This is a genomic window from Streptomyces sp. NPDC048420, from assembly GCF_040651535.1.
Lineage (GTDB): Bacteria > Actinomycetota > Actinomycetes > Streptomycetales > Streptomycetaceae > Streptomyces.
Genome location: NZ_JBEZKG010000004.1, coordinates 336,509 through 351,074 on the forward strand (window position 1 = coordinate 336,509; position 14,566 = coordinate 351,074).

A 14,566-nucleotide genomic window follows, 5' to 3' on the forward strand; every position below is an offset into this window, starting at 1 on the left:
CTCACGGCGTCCCGTGCACCTCGTTGTGGGCCTTGGCCAGATCCGCGTAGAGCGTGCCGTTCAGGGTGACCCCCTGCCGCTCCTCCTCCGTCAGCTCCCGCCGCACCTTCGCCGGTACGCCCGCCACCAGTGAACCCGGCGGCACCCGCATCCCCTGCGGGACCAGCGCCTGGGCCGCCACCAGGGAACCCGCCCCGATCACCGCGCCGTTCAGGACCGTGGCGCCCATGCCGATCAGGCAGTCGTCCTCGACCGTCGCGCCGTGCACGACCGCGTTGTGGCCCACGGACACCCGCTCGCCGATCGTCACCGGGAAGCCGGGGTCGGCGTGCAGCGTGCAGTTGTCCTGGATGTTGCTCTGGGCGCCGACTGAGATGCGTTCTACATCGCCCCGGGCCACCGCGCCGTACCAGAGGCTCGCGCCCGCCCGCAGTGTCACGTCTCCGATCACGGACGCGGTGGGCGCCACGAAGGCATCCCCGTCGATCTTCGGTTCCTTGCCGCCGATGCCCGTGATCAACGCCCTGTGCGCCATTTCGCCTCCTGGTTGCGGATATCCCGAACCGTACGCCACCCGGTTGGGGCGTAGATCACAAGCCCTCTGGCTCATGCGGACGGCGTGCGCTCAGTACGGTGAGCTCGTGCCGAAGAGTAAGAACACGTTCTCATCCTGGCGGGGCCGCCTCGTCCAGCGTGCCGTCCACGCGGGCTGGGCCTGGGTGCAGCGCACGGGCTCCGTCACCGCCGAGCGCCCCGGCCGCCTCCGCTTCGGTGCGCTGGGCGCGCACAGCCGGCTGGCCTTTCCGCTGGGCACGGTGTTCGGCGAGCGGTGGATCCATGTCGGTTCCCACTGCATCGTCGGCGAGCAGGTCACCCTGACGGCCGGTTTGATGCCCGACCTGGATCTCGGCCCCGAGCCGATCCTGCGCATCGGCGACGGTGTCGTCCTGGGACGCGGCAGCCATGTCATCGCCGACACCACGGTCACCATCGGCAGCGACTGCTACTTCGGGCCGTACGTCTATGTCACCTCCACCAATCACTCGTACGACGATCCCCACGAGCCCATCGGCAAGCAGTGGCCGCGGATGGAGCCGGTGGAGATCGGTCCGGGGTGCTGGATCGGGACCGGCGCGGTGATCCTCCCCGGCGCGCGGATCGGACGGAACGTCGTCGTGGCCGCCGGCGCCGTGGTCCGGGGTGCGGTGCCGGACCACGCCGTGGTCGCGGGGGCGCCCGCCCGGGTCGTACGGCGATGGACGGCCGAGGACGGCTGGCAGCCACCGCTGCGGACACCGGCGCCGGTTCCGATACCGGAGGGGGCCACGGCGGAACAGCTCAACGCGCTGGCCGGCCTGGACGAGGAGACGGCGGCACGGCTGGCGGAGCTGGACGAGGAGAGGGCTACGCGGCTTGCGGAGTTGGACTGAGGGTGGGGGAGTCGGGCGGGGAGGTCTGGCCGGGGCGGCCAGTGAGCTCGCGGAACCGGTGGCGCTGAGGGCTGAGGGGTGAGACGGCTCGGTCGGGCGGTGGAGAGGCCGGTGGTGGTGGGGGTGGGGGGCTGGGTTGAGGCTTGCGGGTCGGTTCGTGGGGCGGGTGGCCGGGTGGGACAGGGAAGTGGGCCGGGGTGGCTCGGTCGGACGGTGGAGAGACGCGCCGACGCGCGGGCCCTCGGCTGTCGGGCCGGACGGTGTGGCGTCAGCCTGTTGCCAGGAGCAGGGTGCCCAGCAGGGCCAGTCCCGCGCCCGTCGCCTGGAGGGCTCGGAGGCGTTCGCTGAGGAAGCCGCGGGCGGCCAGGGCCGTGACCACCGGGTAGAGCGAGGCGAGGACGGCGGCCACCGTCACCGGGCCGTGCTGCGCCGCCACCGAGTACGTGCCGTTCGCCGCGACGTCCGCGAGGCCCACGAAGGCGAGGGCGGGGAGCGAAGACCAGGGGAAACCGGTGTCCGGGAGGGCGGGTCCGCCCCGCCGCACCGAGACGTACAGGGCCGCGCCGCCCACCGCCACGTTGACCACGCGCTGTACGAACAGTGCGAGGAAGAGACCGGTGACGGTCGTCGACGCCTCCGCGATCAGGGCGAACACCGTGCCGAAGCCGAGGGCCGCGATCAGGGTGAGGACGATCGCCTCGCGTTGTACGGGGGCGCCGCGCAACTGGGGACCACCCGCCAGGACCACTCCCGTGACGGCCACCGCGATGCCCGCGGCCTGCACCAGTCCGGGACGTTCGCCGAGGAAGAGACCCACGCCGACCGGGACCGCCACACTCAGCGTGCCCAGCGGGGAGACGACGCCCATGGGGCCGAGCGCCAGTGCCTTGTAGAAGCAGATCAGGGCGACAGGACCGACCAGACCGGCGGCGAACGCGAACCACAGTCGCGGTCCCGCCTCACTCCAGCCGCCGGTCGCCACCACGATGGCCCCGAGCACCGCCGCCGCGATCGCCTGCGAGACCACGACCACCGTGAGCGCCGGGAGCCGCCGGGTCAGCACTCCGCCGCCGAAGTCGGCCAGACCCCAGAGCAGGCTGGTGGACAGAGCGAAGAACGCGGTCACGGGGTCGCCTCGCAGTACAGTTCGGTGAACGATCGGGTACACCCCACCGTAGTTCATTCAGTTGCACTATGTCGTACGGAATATTGGACGTGACGTGTCGGACCTCGACCTGCTGACCCAGTCCCTGGCGCGCAACGTCAAGCGCTGGCGGACCGACCGCGGCTTCACCCTGGACGCGCTCGCCGCCCGCGCCGGGGTCAGCCGCGGCATGCTGATCCAGATCGAGCAGGCCCGCACCAACCCCAGCCTCGGCACGGTCGTGAAGATCGGCGACGCGCTCGGGATCAGTATCACCACCCTGCTCGACTACGAGCAGGGGCCGAAGGTACGGGTCGTCCCGCCGGAACAGGTGGTGCGGCTGTGGAGCACGGAGGCGGGCAGCTGGAGCCGACTCCTCGCGGGCGCGGAGGCCCCCGGCCCGCTGGAGATGTGGGAGTGGCGGATGATGCCGGGCGAGAGCAGCCGCTCGGATCCGCACCCCGCCGGGACGGTGGAGATCCTCCATGTCACGGAGGGCGAGATGACCCTGACCGTCGACGGGGTCGAGCACCGGGTGCCCGCCGGAGCGAGCGTCACCTTCGAGGCCAACGCCGAGCATGTGTACGCCAATCAGGGCGACGTCCCGGCCCGGTGGATGCTGGCGGTATCCGTTCCGGCCGTGTCCTGAGCGGCTGTTAGCGTGCCGCCATGGACGCACCCATCGGACACTTCGACCACGCCACCCCCGCCCCCGACGCCCTCGACGAACTGACGGGCCCGGTCGCCGACGCCGTACGCCACTGGAGCGGCAGCGTCCCCGCCGAGCAGATCGTGTACGTCGACACGGACCCTCGGTGGGCCGACACCGCGGTCTTCGTGGAGCACTACGGGCAGGAGCTGCTGGAGCGGTCGGCGAACTGTGTTGTGGTGGCCGGCAAGCGGGGTGGCGAGACCATGCTGGCCGCGTGCGTGGTGCTCTCCACCACCCGGGTCGACGTCAACGGTGTCGTCCGCCGGCAACTCGGTGCCCGCAAGGCCTCGTTCGCCTCGATGGACATCGCGACGGGGGAGTCCGGCATGGAGTACGGCGGCATCACCCCGCTCGGACTGCCCGCCGACTGGCCGGTGTTGGTCGACTCGGCCGTCGTCGACCTGCCGTACGTCCTGGTCGGCAGCGGCCGCCGACGCGGGAAGCTGCTGGTGCCGGGGAAGGCGTTCGCGGAACTGCCGGGCGCAGTGGTGCTGGAGGGACTGGGGGTGGCCTGACCGGGCCTGCGCGGCTCCTCGAAGAAGCTGTGCTCGGCAACGGTCGGGCCTGTCTCAGGCATGGGTGTGATGGGCCAGCGTCAGATGTGGATCGGCCTCGCCCGGCACGGGAGCCGGATCGGCGTGGACGAGTGCCGCGGTGAGGCGTGGTACGGCGTGCAGCAGGGCGTGCTCCGCCTCGACGGCGACGGCATGGGACTGACGTACCGTCATCTCCCCGTCCACCACGACCGCGACCTCCGCCCGCAGCCGGTGCCCGATCCATCGCAGCCTCAACTCGCCGACTCCGCGCACCCCTTCGACGTCCAGCAGCGCACGCTCCGCCTGGGTGACGAGGTCCGGGTCGACGGCGTCGAGCACCCGCCGGAACACCTCGCGCGCCGCGTCCCGCAGCACCAGTGCGATCGCGGACGTGATCGCCAACCCCACGAGCGGGTCGGCGAGTTGCCAGCCCAGGGCCGAGCCGGCGGCACCGAGCAGCACGGCCAGTGAGGTGAACCCGTCGGTGCGGGCGTGCAGTCCGTCCGCCACGAGCGCCGCCGAACCGATGTCCCGGCCGACCCGGATGCGGTAGCGGGCGACCCACTCGTTGCCCGCGAAGCCCACCAGCGCGGCCACGGCGACCACGGGGACATGCGCGACGGGACGCGGGTCCAGCAACCGGTCGATCGCCGCCCAGCCCGCGAACGCGGCGCTCGCGGCGATGGTCAGCACGATCGCGATGCCCGCGAGATCCTCGGCACGGCCGTAGCCGTAGGTGAAGCGTCGGGTGGCCGCGCGGCGGCCCAGCACGAAGGCGATGCTCAGCGGTACGGCGGTCAGCGCGTCCGCCGCGTTGTGCACGGTGTCGCCGAGCAGCGCGACGGACCCGGACACGGCCACGACGACCGCCTGCGCGAGGGCCGTCACGCCGAGCACCGCCAGCGAGACCCACAGGGCGCGCATGCCGCGGGCGGAGGACTCCAGAGCGGAGTCGAGCTTGTCGGCGGTCTCGTGGGAGTGGGGGGTGAGGAGGTGGGCGAGACGGTGGCGGAGGCCGTGGCGTCCGTGCACGTGCGCGTGCTCGTGCTCATGGGTGTGGTGATGCCCGTGGTCGTGTTCGTGGTCGCTCACGTTGTGCCCCTTTCCGGTGCGCGCGGGAGTGGACGTACCGCGCCCACGGAGCCATTATGTGCGTATGAGCGCACGCATGCACCTATCAACTGCGCACGATGCGCATCCGCGCACCCCGGGCGAGGAACAGTTCGCCCTCGCCGCCGAGATCCTCGCCCTCCTCGGCGACCGCACCCGCCTCACCCTGCTGCACGCACTGGCCGGGGGAGAGGCCGATGTCACGACCCTCACGGAGGCGTGCGGAGCGGCCCGTCCCGCCGTCAGCCAGCACCTGGCGCGGCTCAGGCTGGCCGGGCTGGTGAACACGCGGAAGGAGGGGCGCCGGGTGATCTACGCACTGCGCGACGGCCACCTGCGCAGGCTCGTCGACGAGGCCCTGAGCGTGGCCGACCACCGGCTCAGCGACCGTCCGGTGCACGACTGACGGATCCGGTGCCAGACTGAGGCGTCAGTACGTGGACGCCGTACCCAGATATTGCTCCGCGAAGGCGGCGGCTGCCGCGGGCGAGGTGAACAGGCGGCGGAGTCGGGCGAAGGTGGTGCCGGCCCGGTACTCGTCACCCGACGAGGTGCCGTGGTAGACCTCGGAGAGCCACTGGGAGAACTCCTGGTAGTCCCACACGCGTCGCAGACAGGCCTCCGAGTAGCCGTCGAGTCCGCTGCCGTCACCCTTGCCGAGGTAGGCCACGAGCGCGTCCCCGAGCAGGAAGGCGTCGTGCAGGGCGAGGTTCATGCCCTTCGCCGCGATGGGCGCGGTGAGGTGGGCGGCGTCCCCGGCGAGGAAGAGACGGCCGAACGTCATCGGTTCCACCACGTAGTTGTGCATGTCGAGGACGCGCTTCTCGATCAGCCGCCCCTCGGTGAGCGGCGGGGTGCCGGTCGCGCCGAGACGTTGCTGGAGTTCGGCCCAGACGCGGTCGTGGGACCAGTTCTCGGGGTCGTCGCCGGGCGGGCACTCCAGGTAGTAGCGGGTGACCTCGGGGCTGCGTGCCATGTGTCCGGCGAAACCGTTCGGATGGATGCCGAACAGGACGCAGTCGGAGGACGGCGGCGCCTCCGCGAGCAGCGCCAGCCAGCCGACGCCGTAGTCGTGCCGGGCTATGTCGGTGGTCTCCGGCAGAACGGTGCGGGTCACGCCGCGCGCCCCGTCGCAGCCGGCCACGAACTCGCACTCGACCAGCTGCCGTTCGCCGGTCTCCGCATCCGTGTACGACACCGACGGCCGGGGCGACTCCAGATCGTGCAGCCGGACGTCCCGGACGCCGAAGCGGATCTCGCCGCCCCGCACGTCGGCGTACTCGCGCACCAGGTCCGTCACCAACAGCGGCTGGGGATAGACGAAGTGGTGCTGTCCCGTGAGGTCGCCGTAGGTGAAGCGGAAGCGGTCACCGGCGAAGCGGAACTCGCACTCGGTGTGCAGCTGGGCCCGCTCCAGCAGGTTGTCGGCGAGACCGCGCTGCTGGAGACCGCGTACGGCCCACTCCTCGATGACGCCCGCGCGAGGACGCCGCTCGATGAACTCGCGGGTCTCCACCTCCAGGACGAGGCAGTCCACGCCCGCCGCCCGCAGGATGTTGCCGATGGTCAGCCCGGCGGGTCCGGCGCCTATGACGACGACCGGACAGCGCTGTGGCGCAACGGAGTTGGAGTCTGGGGTCACCCGGTCATTATGTCGGCGCCCCGGGGAGGCAGGGGAGTGCTGCCGGGTGCCTCCACACGGGGAGGCACCCGGGCCACCCGCCTCAGTGCGCGGGTGCGTCGGTGACGACGACCTCGTCGATGCTCCGCTCGATCACCGCGGCCGGGGACGCGGTGGCCCTGGCCCAGTAGTAGATCACCAGGGAGAAGGCCGCGATGAGCAGGATGTCCCACCACAGGGCGATCCGGCCCGAGCCACCGCCGAAGCCGCCCTGCCAGGAGATCACGCCGAGACCCACCAGGTAGACCGGCAGCCACTGGGCGGCCTTCCAGTCCAGGCGGGGCGCGTCGGGGAGCCCCTTGGAGATGGCGTAGCGCGCGTATCCGCCGAGCAGCACATAGCCGAGGACGATCGCCACCCCGAGCCGCCACAGGGTGTGCCAACCCGCCCAGTAGATGATCAAGTTGGCGACGACGAACGACACCGGGGACAGGATCGAGCCCGCCGGCAGCCGGTAGGGGCGCTCGTGGTCGGGCAGCCGGTCCGCGAAGACGCCGTACGCCAGTGGGGCGCCCGCGTACATCAGGACGCTCGCCGAGGTGATGAAGCTGACCAGCTGCTGCCAGCTCGGGAAGGGCAGGAAACAGACCACGCCGGTCACGAAGGAGATCGCGAGGCCGAACCAGGGCACGCCCCTGCGGTCGGTGCGTTCGAACAGCTTGGGCGCGTAACCGTTCTTGGACAGGCCGTAGGAGACCCGGGAGGTCGCCGTCGTGTAGATGAGCCCGGTCCCGGCCGGCGAGATCACGGCGTCCAGGTACAGCACCACGCTCAGCCAGCCCAGGCCGACGAGGGTCGCGAGACCGGCCCAAGGACCGCTGATCCCGGGGTAGTCGAGCTTCGCCCAGCCGTGCGCGAAGGTACTGTGCGGCAGCGCGGCGATGAACACGATCTGGAGCAGTACGTAGATGACGGCGCCGATGGCGACCGAGCCGATGGTCGCGCGCGGCAGGTCACGCTTCGGGTCGCGGCTCTCACCGGCCAGTTGGATGGCCTGCTCGAAGCCCAGCAGGGCGAAGATGATGCCGCTGGTGCTGATCGCGCTCAGCACGCCCTTGGCGCCGAACGGCGCGAAGCCCTCCGAGTGGAAGTTGCCCGGGTGGAAGTTGCCGGCCGCGATGATGAAGATGGCCGCCAGCGGTACCGCGATCTTCCACCAGGTGGCGGCGCTGTTCGTGTGCGCGAGCGCCCGCACGCCGAGGAAGTTGACGACCACGAAGACGGCCATCAACACCACGGCGACGATGACTCCGCTTGTCGTGAGCGTCTTGTCCGCGTGCTGGAATCCCTGCGCCCACGACCAGTGACCGGCATAACCGATCATCGCCTCGACCTCGATCGGCGCGACGGTCGCCGCCTGGAGCCAGGAGAACCAGCCGAAGGACATTCCGGCGAGGCCGCCGAATGCGTAGTGCGGATATCGGGCGGTGCCGCCCGCCACCGGGAACATACCGCCGAGTTCCGCGTGGACGAGGGCGAGCAGCACGATGGCGACCGCGCCGATCACCCACGAGATCACGGCTGCGGGCCCGGCCACCACGGCCGCCTCCTGGGCGCCGTACAGCCAGCCCGAGCCGATGATGGAACCGACCGAGGCCCACATGAGCCCGATCAACCCCACGTCCCGCCGTAGACCGCCGCCCGGCGTTCCCTTTGTCTCAGGTGCTGAATCGACGCTTACCATAAATCGAAGGGCCTCTCACGAAATGCATACCTTTAATGTGTGAGCGGCTCCAGATTACGAATCAACCGCCTTTGGGTTAAAGGCGGTTGTCGCATATTTGACTTCTTTGCGGGGGATTCCTTGCGAGTGTTTCAGGAATTCGCTGAGCTCGGCTCACGCGAAGAGTGCGGCTGCCGTGCCGAGGGCGACGAGGAGGAGCAGGACGGGGCCGAGGGGCAGACCGTGGTCGCGTGGTGAGCTGCGGTCGATGGGGCGCAGTTCTGGGTGGAGGAGGAGGGCGGTGACCTCCTCGACCATGCGGACGTGAGACGGACGCAGCCGCAGACGTCGTTCGAGCCACGGCTCACCCAGGCCCATCAGATGCCAGGTGCTGCCGTCCGACAGACGTATCTCCACGCTGCCCTCGCGGGTGTACTGGACTGCCCGCAGCCGTTCCCAGGGGACGTGGCGTACCCTCCAGGCCCCGGCCAGCCAGAGGCCGGTGTCGTCCGCGGTGACGCGCCAGTTGAGGAGGACGGCCACCAGGTTGGTCCACATGAGCAGCCCGAGCAGGGGGAGTATCTCCCAGCCGAAGCCGTCGGTCACGAGGGACTGCGTGAAGTAGGAGATGCCGGCTGTCAGGCCGGCGGTGAAGGCCAGTCCTGCCGATCGGGCCACGGGGCCTGGTCCCCAGCGCAGAGGGCGGCCGGTGCGTGTCGGAGTGGCTGCGATGCGGTCCGTCTGGACCTGGTGGTGTGCCGGTGTGGTGTCGGAGGGGGCTGCCGTGGGGGTGTGGGTGTCCAGGAGCGGGACCTTGCCGGTTCGGGGGATTCGGACCCGGCCGGCGGTACGGGTAGCGATCGGATGCCCGTCCCGGTCTGTCGTGACCAGGGTCAGTTCACCGCCCTCGTACGGAGCGCCGAGCATGACCGCTTCGTGCAAGCGCGTGTCGGCGACGAAGAGTTCCGCCTCCTCGTCAGCGTGTTCGAAGCGGATCGCGGATTCGGACCCGTCCGGGAGCGCCGCTGTGAGCAGGCAGGTGAAGAGCGGGGTGCGCCCTGAGCTGTCGTCGGCCGCGTAGACCCAGGTCCGGCCTTCGTGATCGACGCGCTCCAGCACGCGCAGGGCCGGCACCGGTGCGCGACGCAGCGCCGCGGTACGGCGGCGGGCGAGGACGCCCACGGTGAGCAGGGACAGTCCGGGCAGTCCGGCGGCAAGGACCAGCGTCTGCCAGCCGAACGCGTCGTACGGCTCGGCCAGCAAGCGGCTCCACGAGCCGTCCTCCAGCACGGTCACCGTGCTGCCGACGCCGTAGTCCTCCGGGTAGAACGCGGCAACGGTGACGCGTCGTCCACCGTCGGTGCGCAGCTGTACCGACTCCTCGCCCTGACTCACCACTTCCGCTGCGGTGCGCACGGCCCGGGCCGCGTGCTGCTCGTCCGCGCGGATGCCTCTGAGCCCCATGAGGACCGCGACCGCGGCCACCGTGCACAAGACCAGCGCGGCGGCGATCGGGAGCGTCCCTCGGGCGAGTGGGCCGACGGGTCCTGGCAGCGCGTGCCGCGTTCCCGCGGCCCGCTCTGCGAGCCGCCGCTGCCGGGAGCGGGCGGCCACTCGCTCGCGGGCTGCGGCCCAGCCGAAGGCGAGAGCCGCGATCACGGCGACGTTCGCGGCACGGGACATCGAGTCGGCGCCAGGTAGTTCGCCCCATGCCACGAGGGCCGCCAGGGCGGGCGCGGCGATCAGTGTGAGTTCCGGCAGCCGGGCGAGCCAGTACAACAGGCCGGCGGCCAGGCCCACCTGCACCATGCCACCCCAGTCCGGCCCACACGGCACCGCATCACTGCACGGCGGTTCCGGCTCCACCGCGATGGCCCACCCGACGGTGACCAGCAGTGCCGGCACGGACCACATCGGCCGCGCCCAGTTTGCCGGCCGCGTCTGCACCCAGCGGGCGGCGTCGGCGGATGACCAGGCGGGCGTCCCCACCGGAACGGATCCCGACGGTATCGGGACGGGAGTTTCGGACACGCGAGGATTATGCGGTACAGACCCCACACCCGAGACGGCCTGGGGGCGCGCACCAGCAACCACGGCCCGGGCGGCTGCCGTCGGAGTCCGCTCGCGGGGTCGCGGGCAGCGGGAGGGTGCGCAGGGCGACGTTGCGGTACGGGCACCAGGCGCCGCGGGCGTCCCCGCGCCCAGACGCCACTCAGGGCCGACCAACGTGCCGACTAACGTACTGACTTGAGTTCGATCGCCGGGCACTTGTCCATGACCATGTCGAGGCCGGCGGCGCGGGTGCGCTCGTAGGCCGCCTCGTCGACGACGCCGAGCTGGTACCAGACGGCCTTGGCGCCGATGGCGGCGGCCTCGTCGGCGACCGCACCCGCGAGCTCGCTGTTCACGAACACGTCGACCACGTCCACGTCGAAGGGGATCTCCGCGAGGGAGGCGTACCCCTGCTCGCCGTGCACGGTCTCCGCCTTGGGGTGGACGGGCACGACCCGCTTGCCGTACCGTTGGAGCACCTCGGCGACGCCGTAGGCCGCGCGTCGCTGGTTCGACGACAGTCCCACGATCGCCCAGGTGTCGCCGAGCTCGGTGAGGATCTTGCGGACTGTTGCTGAGTCGCCGTACACGTGGGGCCTCCTGGGGGTTCGGGCTGGGGCTCTCATGGCCGACAACAGCGGGCGAGGGCCGGTGATTCCGGCGGCCACCCGGTCGCCGACCCGCTGCCTACGAGTCGTACGGTGTCGCGATGACTCATGTGGAGACGGTCGCCCGTGCCCGTGTCGGCAGCGGGACCTCTGTCGAGCGGTTGGTGTGTCATCCGCGGCTGCCCCTGGTCGCCGGCCTGGACTCGGTGCGTCCGGCGGTGCATGTGTGGGAGTGCGGGGCCGGGCAGCTGCGGGAACTCGGGACGGTGGGTGCCAAGTCGGCCGTCCATGACGACAACGCGCCTTGGCTGCGGGGGCAGCGCACACCCGGGCTGACCTGGCACCCGGAGCAGCCGCTGCTCGTGGTGGCGGGCGAGGACGGTACGGTGCGGTGGACCCGTGAGGGAGTCGCCGACATGGAGGGCCTGCCGCCCGCCGCGAGGTACTCCTGTGCGGCCTTCAGCCCGGACGGCCGGACGTTGTGGGCCTCACCGTCGTCGGACGGCGACGGCGACGCCTGGGAGCGCTCCGACGTCGTGGACCTCGCCTCGGGGGCCGTCGCCACCGGACGGCCGTGGGACACCGGGGTCGCGGAGCATCCGGGCGGCGGTCTGGTGACCACGCTCAGCAGCGACCAGGGTGCGACGCATGTGCTCTTCGCGACGGTCGAGCACGCCTCGGGCACCGCAGTGATGCGGGTGCGGCGCCGGGGGCTGGTCCTTGACTGCGACGGCTACGAGACGCCGGTCTTCAGCGCGGACGGACGCCACCTCGCGATCCGGGGCAACGCATACGACAACTCGGTCGAGGTCTTCGCATTCCCCTCCCTGCAACGCGTGCTGGCGACGACGCTCGGCGACCCCAGCCCCGGCTACCCGTACCCGGACGAGTGGCTGAAGCAGATGCACTCCTGGTCGCGCCACAACCTCGCGTTCGACAGCCGGCGGCCGGGCGTGCTCTGGGTCGGAACTCCGAGGGGGACCCTGGTCGAGGTCGACATGGACGGTGATCACGCGGCCGAACACGAGGTCCTGGCCGGCTCACCGGTCACCGCGCTGACCGTCACGGCAACGGGCGAGCTCCTGGTCGCGGGCGGGGACGGGGAGTTGCTGCTCCTGTCGGTGCCCGCCGAATCCCTCGGTTCGTACGGCGATACGGCGAGGGCGGCGGTCGCGGCGTTCCTGGACGCCACCTCCGAGGTCCCCGACGACGGTGAACTGGAAGAACACCTCGTCGTCACCGACGGGTCCCGCACATGGGAACCGGACGACCTGACGACCGTGACCACCGCGACCGGGACGGATCCGACCTGGCTGCGGCTGCAGGCGGCAATCAATGAGGTACGCGACCAGAACACGTGACGCCCGCCCCGCGCGCACCGCGCGGGACTGCTCGGCGCGAGCGTCCACCCGGGGGTCACGGGCTTCGGGGCGGGCGACCCCTAAGTCCGCCGAGGGACCCTGCGTGGTGGTCGTGGTCGACGAGGAGCCGCGGTTGCGGTCCTTCCTGCCGCTGGTGGCGGACGTACGGGGAGAGACGTCCGCGGTCGCCGTCCTGGATCGCGTCCGGATCCACTCGCCGCATGTCGACGAGTGAGCCGAGGCGGCGGGGATCGGCCGAAAGCCGCCCCCGTGTCCGGAATACGGGTCAGTCGCCTGCGCGGGACCGTCCGTCCGCTTACGCTCGCCCCGTGCTGCGCATCACCGACGCCCGAACCGGCCAGCCCGTCGACGCCGCCCCCGCCCGCAGGGGCCTGACCCGAGTCGAGGCCCATGTACCGCGCTACGACACCTCCTCCCTCCGTGTCCTGCTCGTCGCCGATCTCCTCGTCCGTGCCCTGGAACTCGGCGGCACACCCGTGTGGGCGCTGCTGACGGGGGACCGGGAACAGGCCGAACTGCACGCGGCCGCCGCCGCCCTCGGCATCCGGCCCTTCGAGGACCGGCGGGACGTGGGCCCCGGGTGGGGCGAGTCCCAGGTCGTCCATGTGGTGGAGGAGGAGGGCGCGGCTCCGGACGGCGTACGGATCACTGTCGGGCCCGTCGAGACCGCGAGCCTCCCCGAGGACGCCGACCCCGCCGTGGTCCGCCTCGCCCTGCTCACCCCGCCTCGTGGCGCCTCCGTACGACTCGACGCGGAGGACCTGTCCACGGCCCACGAGACCCTCGTACGCTGGCGCCGGGCCGTGGCCGACTGGGCGCGGCATCCGTCGCGGCCCGTCCCCGAGAAGGTGCGCGGACGCCTGCGTACCGCATGGGAGGACGACTTGGACGTGTCCGAGGTGCTGCGGGTCCTGCGGTGGGTCGAGGAGTCGGAGCTGCCCGAGGGCGCCCGCTTCGAGACGTACGCCTACGCCGACCGGCTGCTCGGTCTCGAGCTCACCCGCGACCTGGGCTCCCCGGCATGACCGCGCGCACCGGAGCGGGCCCGCTGCGCCGCCTGGTCGTGCTCCGGCACGCCAAGTCGGCCTGGCCCGAGGGCGTCGCCGACCACGAACGCCCGCTCGGGCCGCGCGGCCTTCGGGACGCGCCGGAGGCGGGCCGGGTCCTCGCCGCGTCCGACCTGCTCCCCGACCTCGCCCTGTGCTCCACCGCCGTACGTGCCCGGCACACCTGGGAGCTGGCGTCCGCCCAGTGGGGCACCCCGCCGCCGGTGCGTCTGGACCCCGAGCTGTACGGGGCGGACGTACCGGAGCTGCTGGCGGCCGTCCACGAGACGCCTCCCGAGGTCCTGACACTGCTGCTGGTGGGACACAACCCCGGTCTGGAGGAGCTGGTGCTCGCGCTCGCCGGGGACGGCCTCGACGGCGCGCTGGACGAGGTCCGGGTGAAGTTCCCCACTTCGGCGATCGCCGTGCTGGACTGGCACGGCGAGTCCTGGCGGGACCTGGGCCCGGGGCGGGCGCTCCTCACGTCCGTGACGGTGCCGAGGGGGAAGAAGCACTGACGCCCCGGTGGGCCGCCGCCCCGGTTCCGGCCCCGGACTAGGCTGGCCGGATGCAGGACGAGTACCGCACAGTGGCCCACGCGGGCGTGCACGAGACCGAGGTCAACCGCTCCCGCTTCCTGTGCGCCCTCGCCCCGGCCGCCACCGAGCAGGAGGCCCAGGACTTCGTCGCGTCCGTCCGCAAGGAGCACGCCGACGCCACCCACAACTGCTACGCGTACGTCATCGGCGCCGACGCCGCGATCCAGAAGGCGAGCGACGACGGCGAACCCGGCGGCACCGCCGGCGTCCCCATGCTCCAGATGCTGCTCCGCCGCGACATGCGGTACGTCGTCGCCGTCGTCACCCGCTACTACGGCGGCGTCAAGCTCGGCGCGGGCGGCCTCATCAGGGCGTACGGCGGCGCGGTCGGCGAGGCCCTGGACACGCTCGGCACCCTCACCCGCCGCCGCTTCCGCCTCGCCACCGTGACCGTCGACCACCAGCGTGCGGGCAAGGTGGAGAACGACCTGCGCTCGACCGGGCGCGACGTACGGGACGTCCGCTACGGCGAGGCCGTCACGATCGAGATCGGGCTGCCGGACGCGGACGTGGAGGCGTTCCGGGGGTGGCTGGCCGACGTGACCGCGGGGACGGCGGGGTTCGAGCTCGGGGGAGAGGCGTACGGGGACGGCTAGTTGATCT

16 protein-coding genes are annotated in these 14,566 nt (G+C 71.7%); 9 read left to right on the plus strand and 7 right to left on the minus strand.

Annotated features, from left to right (window positions below):
* Window position 1: 1 nt before the first annotated feature.
* Entirely contained in the window at window positions 2–535 is a 534-nt protein-coding gene (locus AB0D34_RS09005; RefSeq protein WP_362658713.1) for a gamma carbonic anhydrase family protein, read from the minus strand.
* A 106-nt stretch (window positions 536–641) separates the two neighbouring features.
* Here AB0D34_RS09005 and AB0D34_RS09010 point away from each other — a divergent pair, with 106 nt between their 5' ends.
* Window positions 642–1,430, plus strand: a complete 789-nt coding sequence (locus AB0D34_RS09010) for an acyltransferase (RefSeq protein ID WP_362658716.1) — start codon at window positions 642–644, stop codon at window positions 1,428–1,430.
* 268 nt (window positions 1,431–1,698) lie between these two features.
* On the opposite strand, the gene AB0D34_RS09015 is transcribed toward AB0D34_RS09010, so the two are convergent.
* Window positions 1,699–2,556, minus strand: a complete 858-nt coding sequence (locus tag AB0D34_RS09015) for an EamA family transporter (RefSeq protein ID WP_362658719.1) — start codon at window positions 2,554–2,556, stop codon at window positions 1,699–1,701.
* A gap of 94 nt (window positions 2,557–2,650) precedes the next feature.
* On the opposite strand from AB0D34_RS09015, the gene AB0D34_RS09020 reads away from it, so the two are divergent.
* Window positions 2,651–3,223 carry an XRE family transcriptional regulator gene (locus AB0D34_RS09020; RefSeq protein ID WP_362658722.1) on the plus strand — a complete coding sequence of 191 codons (573 nt, stop codon included), beginning with the start codon at window positions 2,651–2,653 and terminating at the stop codon, window positions 3,221–3,223.
* A 20-nt stretch (window positions 3,224–3,243) separates the two neighbouring features.
* Complete coding sequence (locus AB0D34_RS09025) at window positions 3,244–3,801, plus strand: YbaK/EbsC family protein (RefSeq protein WP_362658725.1); 558 nt, start codon at window positions 3,244–3,246, stop codon at window positions 3,799–3,801.
* Window positions 3,802–3,855: 54 nt separating this feature from the next.
* Here the strand turns inward: AB0D34_RS09025 and AB0D34_RS09030 are convergent, their stop codons facing one another.
* Window positions 3,856–4,914, minus strand: a complete 1,059-nt coding sequence (locus tag AB0D34_RS09030) for a cation diffusion facilitator family transporter (RefSeq protein ID WP_362658728.1) — start codon at window positions 4,912–4,914, stop codon at window positions 3,856–3,858.
* A 64-nt stretch (window positions 4,915–4,978) separates the two neighbouring features.
* On the opposite strand from AB0D34_RS09030, the gene AB0D34_RS09035 reads away from it, so the two are divergent.
* Window positions 4,979–5,338, plus strand: a complete 360-nt coding sequence (locus AB0D34_RS09035; protein WP_362658731.1) for a metalloregulator ArsR/SmtB family transcription factor — start codon at window positions 4,979–4,981, stop codon at window positions 5,336–5,338.
* A 24-nt stretch (window positions 5,339–5,362) separates the two neighbouring features.
* Here AB0D34_RS09035 and AB0D34_RS09040 read toward each other — a convergent pair whose 3' ends face one another.
* The 4 genes from AB0D34_RS09040 to AB0D34_RS09055 form a co-directional block, all read right to left on the minus strand.
* On the minus strand, window positions 5,363–6,574 hold the full coding sequence (locus tag AB0D34_RS09040; RefSeq protein ID WP_362658734.1) for a 4-hydroxybenzoate 3-monooxygenase: 1,212 nt from the start codon (window positions 6,572–6,574) through the stop codon (window positions 5,363–5,365).
* Between the two features lie 82 nt (window positions 6,575–6,656).
* Complete coding sequence (locus AB0D34_RS09045) at window positions 6,657–8,297, minus strand: APC family permease (RefSeq protein ID WP_362658737.1); 1,641 nt, start codon at window positions 8,295–8,297, stop codon at window positions 6,657–6,659.
* A gap of 153 nt (window positions 8,298–8,450) precedes the next feature.
* Window positions 8,451–10,307: a hypothetical protein gene (locus tag AB0D34_RS09050; RefSeq protein WP_362658740.1), complete on the minus strand. Its 1,857-nt coding sequence runs from the start codon at window positions 10,305–10,307 to the stop codon at window positions 8,451–8,453.
* Window positions 10,308–10,510: 203 nt separating this feature from the next.
* Window positions 10,511–10,918: a CoA-binding protein gene (locus AB0D34_RS09055; RefSeq protein ID WP_362658743.1), complete on the minus strand. Its 408-nt coding sequence runs from the start codon at window positions 10,916–10,918 to the stop codon at window positions 10,511–10,513.
* 119 nt (window positions 10,919–11,037) lie between these two features.
* Here AB0D34_RS09055 and AB0D34_RS09060 point away from each other — a divergent pair, with 119 nt between their 5' ends.
* From AB0D34_RS09060 to AB0D34_RS09080, 5 genes are all read left to right on the plus strand, one after another.
* A complete protein-coding gene (locus AB0D34_RS09060) occupies window positions 11,038–12,297 on the plus strand; it encodes a hypothetical protein (protein WP_362658745.1) in 1,260 nt (419 codons plus the stop codon).
* Between the two features lie 103 nt (window positions 12,298–12,400).
* Window positions 12,401–12,532, plus strand: coding sequence for a hypothetical protein (locus AB0D34_RS09065; RefSeq protein ID WP_362658748.1), 132 nt, complete (start codon window positions 12,401–12,403; stop codon window positions 12,530–12,532).
* Between the two features lie 94 nt (window positions 12,533–12,626).
* Complete coding sequence (locus tag AB0D34_RS09070) at window positions 12,627–13,343, plus strand: hypothetical protein (RefSeq protein ID WP_362658751.1); 717 nt, start codon at window positions 12,627–12,629, stop codon at window positions 13,341–13,343.
* Entirely contained in the window at window positions 13,340–13,882 is a 543-nt protein-coding gene (locus tag AB0D34_RS09075; RefSeq protein ID WP_362658752.1) for a histidine phosphatase family protein, read from the plus strand. Before AB0D34_RS09070 ends, AB0D34_RS09075 begins: the two co-directional genes overlap by 4 nt.
* Before the next feature lie 50 nt (window positions 13,883–13,932).
* Window positions 13,933–14,559 carry a YigZ family protein gene (locus tag AB0D34_RS09080; RefSeq protein WP_362658754.1) on the plus strand — a complete coding sequence of 209 codons (627 nt, stop codon included), beginning with the start codon at window positions 13,933–13,935 and terminating at the stop codon, window positions 14,557–14,559.
* The last annotated feature ends 7 nt before the right edge of the window (window positions 14,560–14,566 follow it).